Here is a 13,660-nt window from a genome sequence, read left to right on the forward strand (position 1 = left end):
GCGCGATGACGATTCATCCTGATCTCATCGCGCTTCAGCGAAAATTTCGGAGGAAGGAAAATGGCGTTGATGCGTCGACAGTCCCTCGTGAAGTTCGATGCGCCGCTGTGCGAGACCATCATCGACACGCCCAAGCCGCAAGGACGCGAGGTGCTGGTGCGCATCGAGCGCTGCGGCTTGTGCCATTCCGACCTGCACATCCAGGACGGCTATGCTGATCTCGGCGGCGGCAAGAAACTCGACACCACGCGCGGCATGACGCTGCCGTTCACGCTCGGCCACGAGATCGCAGGCGTTGTGGACGAGGTCGGCGGTGACGTGCCGGCTGGCCTCATCGGCGCCAAGAAGGCGGTCTTCCCATGGATCGGCTGCGGCCAGTGCCGCGACTGCGCCAATGGCGATGAGAATCTCTGCGCCAAGCAGCGCTTCCTCGGCGTCTCCATCGACGGCGGCTTTGCCAGCCACGTGCTGGTGCCCGATGCGAAGTACCTGCTCGACTACGATCCCCTGCCGGTCAACCAGGCCGCGACATTGATGTGCTCGGGCGTCACCGCCTACGGCGCGCTCAAGCGCCTCGTCGACCGTCCGCGCCAGCGCAACCTCTTGCTCATTGGTCTCGGCGGCGTCGGCATGATGGGCCTTTCGTTCGCGCAGGCCATGTTCAAGCAGCCGATCGCGGTTGCCGATCTCAGCCCAGCGGCGCGCGAGACCGCGCTGAAGAATGGCGCGGCGACCGCCTACGATCCGGCCGAGCCGGAGGTTATCAGGCGCATCCTGAAAGAGACCGAGGGCGGTTTCGACGAGGTCGTCGATTTCGCCGGCAACGAGAAGTCGATGGCGTTCGCCGTCTCCGTGCTCGCGCGCGGCGGCAAGGTCGTGGTCTCCGGCCTGATGGGCGGCCAGTTCACGCTGCCGATGGTGCAATGGGTGTACAAGCGCATGACCATCGAAGGCTTCATGGTGGGTACGCTCGCTGAGGCCCACGAGCTGATGGCGCTCGCCCGCGCCGGCAAGATCAGGCCGACGCCGATGCAGGAAGAGCCGATGGCCGATGCTCAGAAGTGGATCGACAGCCTGCGCGCCGGCAAGGTCGTGGGGCGCATCGTGCTGAAGAATTGATTGCGCCGGCGTTGAGGCCGCGCGCGGCCCACGCTATTTCAAGCTGACGAAGCGCGACGGTCCCGCGACCATGGTCTTCGCGAGGTCGACGACGAGCGGCGCCGCGTCGGGCAACGCGAGGTCGGCGCCACCAGCCGCGAGCAGACGCATGATCTCCCAATCCTGCCGCGCAAGCGCGTTTCGCAGCGGCTCGACGCGCTCCTTGTAGAATTGGAGGAACAGCGGCCGCGCCACCGGCTGCTTGCGGTGGTGACCCGGCACCACCGCATTGACGTCGATCAGCCCCGCCGCGAGCGCCCTGCGAAGGAGTTCGAGCGCCTGCGCGCTCGGAGGATTGGCCCCCTCGTCCCGATAACCTGCACTGCCGATGCAATCGAGAAATGCCCAGGCTTGCTCGGGTTCGAGCGGCTGAGACTGGGCCGCGCGTCTATCCACATCGGCGGTCCACTGAATGAGATCGCGCGCGAACGCGTCATCCCGTTGCTGTTGCTCGGCTTTGCGCGTTTCGTGCTCTGTGGCCCGGACGCGGGATTCAATGATCTCGGGCGCGAAACCGGAAAAAGCCGTCAACCCGACCAGAAGTAGCGCAAGTCCCGCACGCGGCGACGTGAGCGCAGTCGCGCGCCAGCAGAGAACGAGCACGGCGGCCGTTGACACAACAACCACGGCCAGCGCCGCGAGTGCAAGACGATCGAACTCAGCCCCCCTCTCGATCAAGAGATTGTCGAGCCGGAAACGGATCACGTTGAAGAGGCTCGCCGAGGCAACGAGCAATTGCACAACAGGAATAAGCCAGCGCATTCCCGTTTGGTCGGGGCAAACGATCGATCGGTTCAGCCAGGGAGCGCAAAGGCCATCGGTGCGCGCGGGCGCGCATGCAGACCTCCAGGCGACCGCGCCGCAGAACTCGGACGCGCCGGGTTCAGCTCGTTCGCCCCTGGCGCCCCATGAAGAGGCCATAGAGGAAGAGCAGGATCACTGCGCCGACGATGGCGCCGATGAAGCCCGCCGATTCGCCCGCCCGGTACCAGCCCACCGACTGGCCTAGGAACGTCGCGACGAACGCGCCGACGACTCCCAGGATCGTGGTCAGGATGAAGCCCTTCGGCTCATTGCCGCCCGGCATGATGAATTTGGCGATCACGCCGACGATAAAGCCAATGATGATAGTCCAAAGGATCCCCATCTCGTTGCTCCTGTCATGAGCCGGCACGCGCGGCGACCGCCATCCTGAAAGAGATCATACGGGAGCGCCTTTGACATAGATCAACATAGGGCGGCGTTCTCGGGCCGCCCTGATTGCACAAGACCGTCATTGGGTCGCGCGAGGGAGGTCAGCATGGCAATGCTGGGCGAGATCACCCACACCACCACCTACAAATATGCAAAGCCCGTTACGTTCGGGACGCATCGGGCGATGTTCTTGCCGAGGCGCGGTGCATCTGCCCGCCTGCTCGGTTGGTCGGCGAAAACCAGCCCGATTTCGAAGATCCACTGGATTACCGATTCCCGCTCCAACACCGTTACGGTGATGGAGTTCGCAGAGCCGAGCAGCGAGCTGACCTTCACTTTCCAGGTGCGCGGCGTGTTCTTCGGCATCAAGGGCATTGAATCCTTTCCACTGGAGCCGCGGGCCGATGAAATCCCCGTGCAGTATTCGCCCGACGAGTGGACCGACCTCGCCGGTTACCTGCGTCCCCACGCCGACGACCTCGACGGCATCGTTGCAGCGTGGACGAAGGCCTTCGTCGCCGGCGATCAGGACCAGACGACAGACGTTTTGCACCGGATCTTGCGCACGTTTCGTGAGGGGTTCAGCTACCGCGCCCGAGAAACGCAAGGCACGCAATCCCCGAGCGAGACACTGCGTACGAAATCCGGCACATGCCGGGACTACGCCTGGCTGATGATCGAGGTGCTGCGCCGCCTCGGCCTCGCCTCGCGCTTCGTCAGCGGCTACCTTTACGACCAGGCGCTGGATGGCGGCGCCGTCGGAATGACTGGCTCCGGCGCCACGCATGCGTGGCTCCAGGTGTTTCTCCCCGGCGCCGGATGGCTGGACTACGACCCGACCAACCAGATCAATGCCGGCTTCGATCTCATCCCGGTCGCTGTCGCCCGGCATCCTGGCCAGGCCATACCGCTGGAGGGGTCCTGGTTCGGAGATGCAACGGACTATCAGGGCATGTGCATCAAGGTCGCGGTTCACAAGATCGGCGAGATCCGCGATCCCTCCGAGAGTTGAGCGGGCCTGGAGCTGATCAGTCGTCGGACCGTGGCGCATTTCTCGGAAGGATCAGCCGCACATACGTCCCTGCCCCCAGCTCGCTGTCCAGCGTGATGCGGCCGCCAAGGCGTTCGGTGACGACGCCATGGACGACGTGCAGTCCGAGCCCCGTCGCCCCATGGTGACGTCGCGTGGTGAAGAACGGATCGAAAGCGGAGAGCTTGACGTCCGGCGGCATTCCGCAACCGTCGTCGGACACGATGAGCTCGACCTGATCGTCACCCGCAGATCTCAGATCGACGCGGATCCGACCTCCGGCGCCATCCGGCCATGCATGGGTCATCGCATTCATGACCAGATGGGTCAGAACCTGCCCGAAGGGACCGGGATAGCTGTCCATTTCGAGAGCTCGTGCGAGCCGCAGATCAAGCGCGATACCGCGGCGATGACATTCGCGATCGAGATGCGACAGCAGTTGCTCCGACAACTCGGCAGCGTCGAAGCGGCGCAGCGCTGATTGACTTGGATCGAGCGCGACCTGCTTGAAGGACTGGATCCGCTCCGCCGCACGCGACAGGTTGGTGATGAGCTGGGTGGACGCATCGCCGGCGAGGCTGATGAACTCGTTGAGGCTCGAGCGTCGCACCTTGCCGCCCGCAACTTCCGAGGCGAAGGCCTCGGACTTGCGCTGAAGCGTCGAGGCGATCGTCAGGCTGCTGCCCACGGGACCGTTGATCTCATGCGCCACGCCGGCAACCATCCGACCGAGCGCCGCGAGCTTTTCGGCCTCCACCAGCGACTGCTGGGTCTCGCGCAAATGACGCAACGCGGTTTCAGCAGCATCTTTCGCCTTGCGCACCTCCGCCTCGGCACGCTTGCGTTCTGTGATTTCCTCGGCCGCGACGTTGACGGCGATGATCTCGCCGTTCGGCGCGCGCAAGGGATGCCAATAGGTCACCCAGTAGCGCTCCTCGGCCTGATCGGCGCGCTGGCCGGCGACCTCTATGCCGACCACCGGCTCTCCGGTTTCCATGATCGAGCGGACGATCTCCGCGACGGAATCCGCCAAGGCCGGAACGCAATCCCGCACGAAGCGGCCGAGATGGTTTTCGACCGAGATGCCGCAGATCTCGGTGAGCCGCTGGTTGATTTGCAGGTAACGGCAATCCGGGGAGAGGCAGGCAAGTCCAATCGGTGCAGTGTCGTAGATCGATTTCAGGCCTGGCTGCTCCGGAAACAGCAACACCTCGGATGCGAGCGCTGATTTTGACGCCTGTACCATGACCGCCTCGACATTGTTTTTGTAGGTTCGAGTCGCATCCTCTTTGGCTGAGCCGGGCCCCCTCGCTGATACCGTCCCAGGACGACACACAGCGTCTCTTCGGCTTCGGCAAAACCGCGGCATACTATCGAAATTCTGCAAAATTGAGATTTGCGGCCGTATCGCCTCAATGCGCGTGTCCGTCCCTGCCCGTCAGCCGCGCCAACTCGCGCGCCGTCTCCAGGATCATGTCGATCCGCTGCTGCAAGCGCTGCTGCAAGTCGGGGATGTTGACCTTGTCGGTGACACGGTAGGCATTGCCGATGCGCTCCACGTACCCCTGCTTGATCATCTCCTCGAGCCTGCGCAGCACGGTTGCGCGTGGCAGCTTCAGCGCGGCCGCTACCATGCTCGCCCGCACTGGCGAGCACATCGCGGTCCGCAGGAACAGGTAGATGCCGATCGTGCGGAAGGTGGCGCTGTCGTTCTGCCTGACGAAGTCGGCGCCGTAGTCGTCGTTGAGACTGCGGATCAGGCCGAGATAGAGCCGGCTCAGCAGCATGCGCTCCCGCGCCATCGCGATGCGGGCCGGCGGCTGGACGGTGTCGAGCAGGACGAACTCCTCGCCCGCGACCGACCACTTTTCGGCGGAACTGCTCTTGTCGGAATGGTCGTGGAAAAGGGCCATGGCCGTGATCCATCAAACGACACCCCGGACCAAGCTTATCGCCTTGGCGGCTCGCTCGGATAGGCAAATTTGCGTCAGGGAACCCGAACTTCGAGAGCGTGAACCCGGGCGGCTGGATGCTCTGGGACGCAGACCCCGATCAAACAATAGTCCCGAGAATCGTTCATTTTCGCGGCGGAACGAACGCTGCGCAGGCCCGATTTAAGCCTCATCCTCTCCGGATTTGCGGCTCATTGCCACCCAACTCTTTGACGAGAAGGAGGACAGTGACGCGTTGCGTAAGGCGTAGCCGGGAGACCAGGATGGGCAACCGAACCGCGAAATTCATATCTGCTCTGTTTGCGAGCGTACTCGCCGGCATACCTTTGAGTGCGGAATCGCAGAACGCGACGAGCGCCCCGGCCGCGGCAGACGCGCAGGATGCGTCGCAAAATTCTTCAAACGCCACCGACGATTGCCTTCGCGCCCCGAAGGGCTCAGCGCCCGAGGGGCAGCACTGGTACTATCGCGTCGAACGCGGCACCAAGCGGCAGTGCTGGTATCTGCGCGAGGAAGGCGCGAAAACGGCCCAGAGCGCGCAGGCGACGCAAAGCGCGCCGGCGACGCAGAGCGCGCCGGCCGCACCGGCGACCTCACCTGCGCAGAAGGCCGACAAACCCGCGCCGCGCTCGGTGCAGGACGCGCACGCCGAACTCACGGCACAGACCGCTGCTGCTGCAACACCCGACACGACCGCATCGATCCCGGCGCCGAGCGCACCCAGCACCCCGCCCACAACGCTTCAGCGTCCGGTCACGGTGGCCGATGCCGGTGCAGGCCAGCCGACCGTCGATGCGCGCTGGCCCGACCCGAGCGCGGCCCCCCCGCCTGCTCCGCAAGCCGCGCCCGCGCCGAAACTCGCCGATGCGCGGCCCGCGCCCAAACCGCAGGTTTCGCCTCCAGCCGGCACGATGACGCTCGCCTCGGCCGATGCCCCGGCCGAGAAGCCGACTGGTTCGCTCCAGACTCTGCTGCTCGTCATCGGCGGCGCGCTGGCGCTCGCCGGCATCACCGGCAGCGTCATCTATCGCTTCGCCGGCTCGCGCAGGCGCGTCCAGCCTGAAGGCGGACGCCGCCGTGTCAACTGGGAGCCCGCGCACGACGACAGGAGCCGCGCGCCGTGGATCGATGCGACCGCAACTGCCGCCCCACGCGTGCAGCGGCCGCGCCCTGTAGATTTCGGCGCCGCGCTGGCCACGGCGGCCAACGCCAATGGCAAGACCGCCAATGGCAAGACCTACGGCGCGTCCACACCGCACGTGGAGCAACCTCTCGAGGATGCAACGACCGAGTTCGAAGAGCTGGTCCCTGAGGACCTGGACCGCAAGGACCTGCACATCGCACCGGCGGCGGAAACCGCCGAGCCGCATGTCCCAGCCGTCGATGCAGATGCGGATGACAGCGACAACAGCGATGCCGACGCGGTCGATATCGATGCGATCACCGCGATCCTGGAACGTTTGGCGAAGGAAGGTCCGCGGCTGGCGCCGTCTAGCCCTGAAGCTGACCTTGCAGACCTCGTACAAAGCCAACGACGCCAATCCGCCGCTCGCGCTTGAGGCGCTCGGCCTTCAGGATCGACTGCACCTCGGAGAAGGCCTCATCGACGTCGTGGTTGATGACGATGTAATCGTACTCGGCCCAGTGGCTCATCTCGTGGCTGGCGCGGCTCATCCGCTTGCGGATCACCTCGTCGGAATCCTGCGCGCGCGAGCGCAGGCGCTTCTCCAGATCGGCGGCCGACGGCGGCAGGATGAAGACGCTGACGACGTCGGCGCGCGCCTTCTCACGTAATTGCTGCGTGCCCTGCCAGTCGATGTCGAACAGCACGTCCTGCCCCGCCGACAGCGCCGCCTCGACCGGTGCGCGCGGCGTGCCGTAGCGGTTGTCGAACACGGTTGCCCATTCCAAGAGCTCGTCGCCCTTCACCATCGCCTCGAAGCTCGGCTTGTCGACGAACAGGTAGTCACGGCCATCGACCTCGCCGGGCCGCTTCGCGCGCGTGGTCGCGGAGACTGACATCTTCAGTCCAGGCATCCGCTCGATCAACAGGCGCGACAGCGTCGTCTTGCCCGCGCCGGAGGGTGAGGACAACACGAACATCAGTCCGCGCCGCTCGACACCATCAGTTCCGTGACCGCCCGTCGTCATCGATCACTCCAGATTCTGGACCTGCTCGCGGAACTGTTCGACCACATTCTTCAAGGCGAGCCCCGTGTTGGTCAGCTCGATGTCGTTCGACTTCGAGCAGCAGGTATTGACCTCGCGGTGAAACTCCTGCGCCAGGAAATCCAGCTTGCGCCCGATCGGGCCGCCCTTGCCGATCAACTCGCGCGCCTGTGCGATGTGGGAGGCGATGCGGTCGAGCTCCTCGCGGATGTCGGCCTTGGTTGCGATCAGGATCGCTTCCTGCATCAAACGATCGGAATCGAAGCGATCGGAGGTGTCGAGCAGCGTCGCGATCTGCTCGGCGAGTTTTGCCTTGATCGCCTCCGGCTTGCGGCCGGGCGCGGCTTCCGCCTTCTTCGCGAGCGCTTCGATCTCGTCCACGCGCTGTGTCAGGATCTGGCCAAGCGAGGTGCCCTCGCGCTTGCGCATGTCGACGAGCTCGGCGAGCGCCTTGTCGAAGGCTTCGGCCGCGGCGGTGCGCGCCGCCTTGTCCTCTTCCTCGTTGCCTTCTGGCTCGGCGACCTCGATGACGCCCTTGATGGCCAAAAGGCCGTCGATGCTCGGCGCCACCGCGTCGACCTTGCCGGCGATCTGCGAGGCCGCCTTCAGCACGGCCGAGAGCACGTCCTCATTGATCCGCACGGTCGCCACGGCGTTCGCGCGCTTGACGTTGAGATTGGCGTAGACCGTGCCGCGCGACAAAACCTCCCCGGCGCGTTTCTTGGCGTGGGCCTCGAGCTCGTCAAAGCCCTGCGGCAGCCGCACGCGCAGGTCAAAGCCCTTGGCATTGACCGACTTCAATTCCCATTCGAACGTATACGGCCCGCTTGCACCGTGGCTTCGGGCAAAGCCGGTCATGGACGACAGCGCCATCGAGTGAACTTCTCCGCACAGATGAGATTCGCAAAGGCCATCAAGGCACGCGAATCTTAAGACCATTTTGCCGCAAAGTGGAATCCGTAACCACCGCAGGTCGGGGTTGCGGCCTAAAGCGTGATGAGATCAGGATGAATCGTCATCGCGCCTTAGGTTGTTGTTTGAGCATGATCTTTTCGGAAAACCGTTCCACACTTTGCGCTAACGCGGCCCTTCGGGTCCGGATCATGCTCTAGCGCTGGATAACCTGCGGCGAGGGTTGCACCGCCCCCTGGCGGGCCGGCGCAGGATTGGCCGGGCGCGGCGCCGGCGGCTTCTTCTGCTGGGCCGGCTTGGGCGGCGTGGTTGCGGTCGGCGCCGTGTCGACGCCGGCAGGCGCGGCGGCAGCCGGTGCCTGGGCATCGTCGGCAGGCTCGACGGTGTCGTTCTGGATCTGCTTCTCCATCGCCCGGAGCTTGGCGACGTTCTTCTGGTGCGCGTCGTAGGTTTCGGTGAAGGCGTGGCCGCCGGTGCCATCGGCGACAAAATAGAGGTCGCGGGTGCGGGCGGGATTGGCGGCAGCCTCCAGCGAGGCGCGGCCGGGGTTGGAGATCGGCCCCGGCGGCAGCCCGTCGATGACATAGGTGTTATAGGGCGAGGGCTGGGTGATCTCGCTGCGCTTGATCGGGCGGCCCAGCGTGCCCTTGCCGCCGACGAGACCGTAGATGATGGTCGGATCGGACTGCAGCTTGATCTTCTGCTTCAAACGATTGACGAACACGGCCGCGACTCGGCTGCGCTCGTCGGGCTTGCCGGTCTCCTTCTCGACGATCGAGGCGAGCGTCACCAGTTGCTCGGGCGTCTTGATCGGAATGTCCTGGCTGCGGCGCTCCCAGATCTCGGCGAGCACGCGCTTGTGCGCCTGTTGCATGCGCTGGACCACCTGCTCGCGCGTGGTGCCGCGCGGGAATTTATAGGTCTCCGGCAGCAGCGTGCCCTCACGCGGCAATTCGCGCACGCTGCCGGTGAAGATGTCGTTGTCCGACAGCCGCGCCACGATCTGCTCGGAGGTCAGGCCTTCGGGAATCGTCACCGCATGCTGCACCACCTTGCCTTCGACGATGGTGGCGATGACGTCGCGCAACGAAGCGTTCTTCTGGAAAGAATATTCGCCGGGCTTCAGGTCCGAGCTCGCCTTCAGCGCAAAGACGCTGGCGATGAAGACCCAGGGATTGACGTCGGTGACGCCTTCCCTGTTCAGGACGTCGGCAATATCGCGCTTGCCCGCGCGCGAGGGGATATTGACGATCTTGTCTTCCTGGAGCGGCCCGGCCGCCTCAAGAACCTGCCGGCCGTAATAGTAGACCGCGCCTGCCCCGAGCATCGCGATCAGGAGGATGGTGATGATGGCGTTGCCGACCACCACGAAGGGATTGCGCGCGCGGTCCGACCGCTTCGGCGGCGGCGGCACCTGTTCAGGCTCCAGCGCAGCGCGCGGGCTTCGGGGCGAAATGGGCGGCCTTTCACTCATCGAAAACCTGAATCCTGCCGGTTCAATCGCAGCCTGACGATCGTCTGCCCGGCTAATAGCACACGCCCGCAACTATGACTTATCGCCGAATACGGCAAAACGGTGAATTCGTCTGAAACCCAAGCTAATCGGCCAGCCGCCTGACGATCACCGATGCGTTGGTACCGCCAAAACCGAAAGAATTCGACAACGCCACGTTGATCTCGCGCTTCTTCGCCGCCTGAGGCACGAGATCGATCGCGGTCTCGACCGACGGGTGCTCGAGGTTGATGGTGGGCGGCGCGATGTTATCGCGAATCGCGAGCATGGCGAAAATCGCCTCGATCGCACCCGCCGCACCGAGGAGATGCCCGGTCGAGGATTTGGTCGAGGACATCGCGACCTTGGACGCCGCGTTGCCGAGCAGCCGCTCCACCGCGCCGAGCTCGATCTCGTCGCCGAGCGGCGTCGAGGTGCCATGCGCGTTGATGTAGTCGAGATCGGCCGGCGTCAGCCCGGCGCGCTTCAACGCGGCCGACATGCTGCGGAAGCCGCCGTCTCCGTCCGGAGATGGGGAGGTGATGTGATAGGCATCGCCGGACAGGCCGTAGCCGATCACCTCGGCGTAGATCTTCGCGCCGCGGCCCCTCGCATGCTCGAGCTCTTCGAGGATCACGACGCCAGCGCCTTCGCCCATCACGAAGCCATCGCGATCCTTGTCATAGGGGCGCGAGGCCTTCTCGGGTGTCTCGTTGAATCCGGTGGACAACGCACGCGCCGCGTTGAAGCCGGCGATGCCGATGCGGCTGATCGGCGATTCCGCGCCGCCGGCGACCATCACGTCGGCATCGCCCAGTGCGATCAGACGGGCGGCATCACCGATCGCATGCGCGCCGGTCGAACAGGCCGTGACCACGGAATGGTTCGGCCCTTTCAGCCCATGCTCGATCGAGACATAGCCGGAGGTGAGATTGATCAGCCGGCCTGGAATGAAGAACGGCGAGACCCGGCGCGGCCCGCGCTCCTTCAGCAGGATTGCAGTCTCCGCGATGCCGTTGAGGCCGCCGATGCCGGAGCCGATCAGGGTGCCGGTCGCGCACTTGTCCTCTTCGCTCTCAGGATGCCAGTTGGCATCATTGAGAGCCTGCGTCGCCGCCGACACGGCAAAGATGATGAAATCGTCGACCTTGCGCTGGTCCTTCGGCTCCATCCACTGGTCGGCATTGAAAGTGCCGTTCGAACCGTCGCCGCGCGGCACGACGCAGGCGATCTTGGTCTGCAGATCGGAGACGTCGAACGTCTCGATCTTGCGCGCCCCGCTCTCGCCGTTAAGGATACGCTGCCAGGTCGGCTCGACACCGCAGCCGAGTGGCGACACCATGCCGAGGCCCGTGACGACAACTCGTCTCATATCCCAAAACTCCGGTTCTCAAGGAATCGCGGCCGATAACAAGAAACCGGTGGACCGCTGGCACGATCCGTCCGGTTTCGTCGTTCGACCGCGGATTTTGGAGCCTTAGCTCTTCGCGTTCTTCTCGAGAAACTTGGTCGCGTCGCCGACGGTGAGAATCGTTTCCGCGGCGTCGTCCGGAATCTCGCAACCGAACTCTTCCTCGAACGCCATCACCAGCTCGACGGTGTCCAGACTGTCGGCGCCGAGGTCATCAATGAAGCTCGCGCTGTCGATAACCTTCTCGGGCTCAACACCAAGGTGTTCGACCACGATCTTCTTAACCCGTTCGCCAATGTCACTCATTGCTTAACCTCGTGTTGTTCCCTGTAGACCCGACCCCCCGGGACGATACGAGCCGTCGTGGTCGTTTTACTGCCTTTGCGTACGAACTTGATTTGGCCCCATCCTAGCCGATGCAGGGCCCGGCGAACGACGGCCAAGGCTCCGCATCGCCAATATACAGGGTTTCAAAAACCTGCAATGGCGTTCTTTGCCCATCCGTTGAAGGTCCGGTTATCATACTCCAATTGCCTTGACTACAAGCCTCAATTCGCTTCGGAAACGGCCGTTTGCCGCATCCGGTCCGCCCGGCCTTCCGCCGGCCGGATTACGTTCAGATCATGGCCATGCCACCGTTGACGTGGATGGTCTGGCCGGTGACGTAGCCTGCTTCGTTGGAGCTCAGATAGACCGCAGCTGCAGCAATATCCTCCGGCGTTCCCAGCCGGGCGGCCGGAACCTTGGTCAGAATCGTCTCGCGCTGCTTGTCGTTGAGCGCATCGGTCATCGGCGTCTTGATGAAGCCCGGCGCGATGCAATTCGCGGTCACCCCGCGCTTGGCGTATTCGGCGCCGAGCGTCTTGATCATGCCGATCAGGCCCGCCTTCGACGCGGTGTAATTGCCCTGGCCGGGATTGCCGGTGACGCCGACCACCGAGGTGATCGCGATGATGCGGCCGAACCGCTTGCGCATCATCAGCTTGGTCGCGGCGCGCGCGAGGCGGAAGGTCGCGGTGAGGTTGACGTTGATGACCTCCTCCCAGTCCTCGTCGCGAAGCTGCACGAAAAGATTGTCGCGCGTGATACCGGCATTGGCGACGAGGATGTCGACCTGGCCCATCGCAGCTTCCGCGGCGGGCACCAGCGCCTCGACCTCGTCAGCCTTGGAGAGATTGCACGGCAGCACGTGCACGCGCTCGCCGAGCTTGCCGGCGAGCTCGTCCAGCACCTCTTTCCGCGTCCCCGAAATCGCAACCGTGGCGCCCTGCGCATGCAGCGCCAGCGCGATCGCGCCGCCGATGCCCCCGGTCGCGCCGGTGACGAGCGCCTTCCTGCCAGTCAGATCGAACATCGATAGCTCCTCACCCCTGCTTCGCGGCAGCCAAGGCGTCTTTGGCCGCGGCAATATCGTTCGGCCCGCCGACGGCCAAACCGACGGCCCCGTCGGCGATGCGCTTGACGAGACCCGTCAGCACCTTGCCTGCGCCGATCTCGAAGAAACGCGTCACGCCCTGACCAGCCATATAGGAAACCGACTCACGCCAGCGCACCGTGCCGGTGACCTGCTCGACCAGACGGCGGCGGATCTCGTCGGGATCGGTGATGGCGCTCGCCAGCACGTTGGAGACCAGGGGCGCTGCGGGCGCCTTGATCGTGACCTTGGACAGCGCTTCGGCCATGGCATCGGCGGCCGGCTGCATCAGCTTGCAATGGAACGGCGCGGATACCGGCAGCAGCATCGCGCGCTTGGCGCCCTTGCCCTTGGCGATCTCGACGGCGCGATCGACCGCCGCCTTGTCGCCGGAGACCACCACCTGACCGCCGCCATTGTCATTGGCAGCCTGACAGACCTGCCCCTGCGCCGCCTCTTGGGCGACCTCCATGGCCGCCTCGTAGTCGAGGCCGAGCAGCGCGGCCATCGCGCCAGCGCCGACCGGGACGGCCTTTTGCATTGCCAAACCGCGGGTGCGCAGCAGCCGCGCGGTATCGGAAATCGTCAGGCTTCCGGCCGCAGCCAGCGCCGAATATTCGCCGAGCGAGTGCCCGGCGACGAACGCCGCATCCCGCCCCACGGAAAATCCGGCCTCGGCCTCCAGCACACGCAAGGTGGCGAGCGAGACCGCCATCAAGGCAGGCTGGGCGTTTTCGGTGAGTTGGAGGGTCTCCGCCGGGCCATCCCAGATGGTCGCAGTGAGCTTTTCCCCAAGCGCGGCGTCGACCTCGTCGAACACGGCGCGGGCCGCAGGAAAGGCTTCCGCCAGGGCCTTGCCCATACCGACCGCCTGGGACCCCTGCCCCGGAAATGTGAATGCTGCCGTCATCGGCGCTCCCTGGCTTGC

14 protein-coding genes are annotated in these 13,660 nt (G+C 64.8%); 3 read left to right on the forward strand and 11 right to left on the reverse strand.

Annotated features, from left to right (window positions below):
* Window positions 1-60 precede the first annotated feature (60 nt).
* A complete protein-coding gene (locus SO139_RS05960) occupies window positions 61-1,119 on the forward strand; it encodes an alcohol dehydrogenase (RefSeq protein ID WP_449378559.1) in 1,059 nt (352 codons plus the stop codon).
* A 33-nt stretch (window positions 1,120-1,152) separates the two neighbouring features.
* On the opposite strand, the gene SO139_RS05965 is transcribed toward SO139_RS05960, so the two are convergent.
* Entirely contained in the window at window positions 1,153-1,920 is a 768-nt protein-coding gene (locus tag SO139_RS05965; protein ID WP_449378560.1) for a hypothetical protein, read from the reverse strand.
* 121 nt (window positions 1,921-2,041) lie between these two features.
* Entirely contained in the window at window positions 2,042-2,305 is a 264-nt protein-coding gene (locus SO139_RS05970) for a GlsB/YeaQ/YmgE family stress response membrane protein (protein ID WP_449378561.1), read from the reverse strand.
* A 153-nt stretch (window positions 2,306-2,458) separates the two neighbouring features.
* On the opposite strand from SO139_RS05970, the gene SO139_RS05975 reads away from it, so the two are divergent.
* Window positions 2,459-3,364 (forward strand): transglutaminase family protein, encoded by a 906-nt coding sequence (locus SO139_RS05975; protein WP_474799550.1) that lies wholly within the window; start codon window positions 2,459-2,461, stop codon window positions 3,362-3,364.
* Window positions 3,365-3,380: 16 nt separating this feature from the next.
* Here SO139_RS05975 and SO139_RS05980 read toward each other — a convergent pair whose 3' ends face one another.
* Window positions 3,381-4,628, reverse strand: coding sequence for a sensor histidine kinase (locus tag SO139_RS05980; RefSeq protein WP_449378563.1), 1,248 nt, complete (start codon window positions 4,626-4,628; stop codon window positions 3,381-3,383).
* A gap of 166 nt (window positions 4,629-4,794) precedes the next feature.
* On the reverse strand, window positions 4,795-5,295 hold the full coding sequence (locus tag SO139_RS05985; protein ID WP_474799547.1) for a helix-turn-helix domain-containing protein: 501 nt from the start codon (window positions 5,293-5,295) through the stop codon (window positions 4,795-4,797).
* 302 nt (window positions 5,296-5,597) lie between these two features.
* On the opposite strand from SO139_RS05985, the gene SO139_RS05990 reads away from it, so the two are divergent.
* Window positions 5,598-6,893: a hypothetical protein gene (locus SO139_RS05990; RefSeq protein ID WP_449378565.1), complete on the forward strand. Its 1,296-nt coding sequence runs from the start codon at window positions 5,598-5,600 to the stop codon at window positions 6,891-6,893.
* Here the strand turns inward: SO139_RS05990 and gmk are convergent.
* From gmk to fabD, 7 genes are all read right to left on the reverse strand, one after another.
* Window positions 6,826-7,485: a guanylate kinase gene (gmk, locus tag SO139_RS05995; protein ID WP_449378566.1), complete on the reverse strand. Its 660-nt coding sequence runs from the start codon at window positions 7,483-7,485 to the stop codon at window positions 6,826-6,828. The genes SO139_RS05990 and gmk overlap by 68 nt on opposite strands.
* A 3-nt stretch (window positions 7,486-7,488) precedes the next feature.
* Window positions 7,489-8,376, reverse strand: coding sequence for a YicC/YloC family endoribonuclease (locus SO139_RS06000; RefSeq protein ID WP_449378567.1), 888 nt, complete (start codon window positions 8,374-8,376; stop codon window positions 7,489-7,491).
* A gap of 235 nt (window positions 8,377-8,611) precedes the next feature.
* A complete protein-coding gene (gene mltG, locus SO139_RS06005; RefSeq protein WP_449378568.1) occupies window positions 8,612-9,889 on the reverse strand; it encodes an endolytic transglycosylase MltG in 1,278 nt (425 codons plus the stop codon).
* A 124-nt stretch (window positions 9,890-10,013) separates the two neighbouring features.
* Window positions 10,014-11,279: a beta-ketoacyl-ACP synthase II gene (gene fabF, locus SO139_RS06010; RefSeq protein WP_449378569.1), complete on the reverse strand. Its 1,266-nt coding sequence runs from the start codon at window positions 11,277-11,279 to the stop codon at window positions 10,014-10,016.
* Between the two features lie 105 nt (window positions 11,280-11,384).
* Window positions 11,385-11,624 carry an acyl carrier protein gene (locus tag SO139_RS06015; protein ID WP_027522576.1) on the reverse strand — a complete coding sequence of 80 codons (240 nt, stop codon included), beginning with the start codon at window positions 11,622-11,624 and terminating at the stop codon, window positions 11,385-11,387.
* 310 nt (window positions 11,625-11,934) lie between these two features.
* On the reverse strand, window positions 11,935-12,672 hold the full coding sequence (gene fabG / locus SO139_RS06020) for a 3-oxoacyl-[acyl-carrier-protein] reductase (RefSeq protein WP_027522575.1): 738 nt from the start codon (window positions 12,670-12,672) through the stop codon (window positions 11,935-11,937).
* 10 nt (window positions 12,673-12,682) lie between these two features.
* Window positions 12,683-13,642: an ACP S-malonyltransferase gene (gene fabD, locus SO139_RS06025; protein ID WP_449378570.1), complete on the reverse strand. Its 960-nt coding sequence runs from the start codon at window positions 13,640-13,642 to the stop codon at window positions 12,683-12,685.
* Window positions 13,643-13,660: the final 18 nt, after the last annotated feature.

This window comes from Bradyrhizobium sp. UFLA05-89 (genome assembly GCF_059803475.1).

What these genes read in the sequence shown, in the direction of transcription:
- SO139_RS05960 (WP_449378559.1), top strand. Translation starts at nt 61, where the DNA reads ATGGCGTTGATGCGTCGACAGTCCCTCGTGAAGTTCGATGCGCCGCTG.
- SO139_RS05965 (WP_449378560.1), bottom strand. Translation starts at nt 1,920, where the DNA reads ATGCGCTGGCTTATTCCTGTTGTGCAATTGCTCGTTGCCTCGGCGAGC.
- SO139_RS05970 (WP_449378561.1), bottom strand. Translation starts at nt 2,305, where the DNA reads ATGGGGATCCTTTGGACTATCATCATTGGCTTTATCGTCGGCGTGATC.
- SO139_RS05975 (WP_474799550.1), top strand. Translation starts at nt 2,459, where the DNA reads ATGGCAATGCTGGGCGAGATCACCCACACCACCACCTACAAATATGCA.
- SO139_RS05980 (WP_449378563.1), bottom strand. Translation starts at nt 4,628, where the DNA reads ATGGTACAGGCGTCAAAATCAGCGCTCGCATCCGAGGTGTTGCTGTTT.
- SO139_RS05985 (WP_474799547.1), bottom strand. Translation starts at nt 5,295, where the DNA reads ATGGCCCTTTTCCACGACCATTCCGACAAGAGCAGTTCCGCCGAAAAG.
- SO139_RS05990 (WP_449378565.1), top strand. Translation starts at nt 5,598, where the DNA reads ATGGGCAACCGAACCGCGAAATTCATATCTGCTCTGTTTGCGAGCGTA.
- gmk (WP_449378566.1), bottom strand. Translation starts at nt 7,485, where the DNA reads ATGACGACGGGCGGTCACGGAACTGATGGTGTCGAGCGGCGCGGACTG.
- SO139_RS06000 (WP_449378567.1), bottom strand. Translation starts at nt 8,376, where the DNA reads ATGGCGCTGTCGTCCATGACCGGCTTTGCCCGAAGCCACGGTGCAAGC.
- mltG (WP_449378568.1), bottom strand. Translation starts at nt 9,889, where the DNA reads ATGAGTGAAAGGCCGCCCATTTCGCCCCGAAGCCCGCGCGCTGCGCTG.
- fabF (WP_449378569.1), bottom strand. Translation starts at nt 11,279, where the DNA reads ATGAGACGAGTTGTCGTCACGGGCCTCGGCATGGTGTCGCCACTCGGC.
- SO139_RS06015 (WP_027522576.1), bottom strand. Translation starts at nt 11,624, where the DNA reads ATGAGTGACATTGGCGAACGGGTTAAGAAGATCGTGGTCGAACACCTT.
- fabG (WP_027522575.1), bottom strand. Translation starts at nt 12,672, where the DNA reads ATGTTCGATCTGACTGGCAGGAAGGCGCTCGTCACCGGCGCGACCGGG.
- fabD (WP_449378570.1), bottom strand. Translation starts at nt 13,642, where the DNA reads ATGACGGCAGCATTCACATTTCCGGGGCAGGGGTCCCAGGCGGTCGGT.